An 821-nucleotide genomic window follows, 5' to 3' on the forward strand; every position below is an offset into this window, starting at 1 on the left:
CTAAGGCTTGTGGGGATTCATCGTGAATTGATGACGGCGGCGGCGAGATAGATCATTGCGGAGAAGCTTTGGTCGGTCTTGTCGGCTCTCATGGCAATGCGCTTGAACTCCTTGAGCTTGCAGAAGAAGTTTTCGATGAGATGCCGCCATTGGTAGAGTTCGCGGTCGAGCGGCAGGGGTCTTGCGCGTCTTGGGTGCTGAGAGATGACGATCTTGGCACCGCGCGCATTGAGATCGGCCACGATGGTATCGCTGTCGAAGGCCTTATCGGCAATGAGACCGCCGAAATCGACCCCTTCGATCAGCGGCGCGACACCGACCGTGTCGAAGCGATGGCCGGGCAGGAGCTCGAAGCGCACAAGATTGCCGAGCGCGTCGGTCAACGCGAGGATCTTGGTGGTCATGCCACCCTTGGAGCGGCCTATGGCCTGGCTCTCAGTCCCCCTTTTGCGCCTTGTCCGTGGCGGTGGACCTTGACGATGGTGGCGTCGACCATCGCGTATTCCAGGTCGGGTTCATCCGAGCAGGCCTGGAAGAGCTTCACGAACACATCGGCCTTGCGCCAGTCGCTGAAGCGGCGAAACGCCGTGCTCCAGTTCCCGAAATGTGCCGGCAGGTCGCGCCATGGCGAGCCGGTTCGCACGATCCACAGCACCGCCTCGATGAAGCGGCGGTTGTCGCTGCCGCTGCGTCCGGGGTCGGTTGGCTTACCCAGACAATGCGGCTCCATCTTCGCCCATTGGGCGTCCGTCAAGACATAGCGATCCATCAAGAGCTTGAATCATAAGCCCAACCTCATGTGAATCCCCACAGACCTTAGA

At 60.2% G+C, this 821-nt stretch carries 1 protein-coding gene; it reads right to left on the bottom strand.

Annotated elements, in window-relative coordinates; genetic code table 11:
* Positions 1–17: 17 nt before the first annotated feature.
* Positions 18–769, bottom strand: a protein-coding gene (locus ACFOYU_RS15215; RefSeq protein ID WP_377034240.1) for an IS5 family transposase whose coding sequence is annotated in 2 segments (ribosomal slippage) — positions 18–439 and positions 439–769 — 753 coding nt in all. Because the reading frame shifts where the segments join, the coding sequence is not laid out codon by codon here.
* Positions 770–821: the final 52 nt, after the last annotated feature.

It is taken from the genome of Microvirga sp. GCM10011540 (assembly GCF_042650665.1).
Taxonomy (GTDB): Bacteria; Pseudomonadota; Alphaproteobacteria; order Rhizobiales; family Beijerinckiaceae; genus Microvirga; species Microvirga lenta.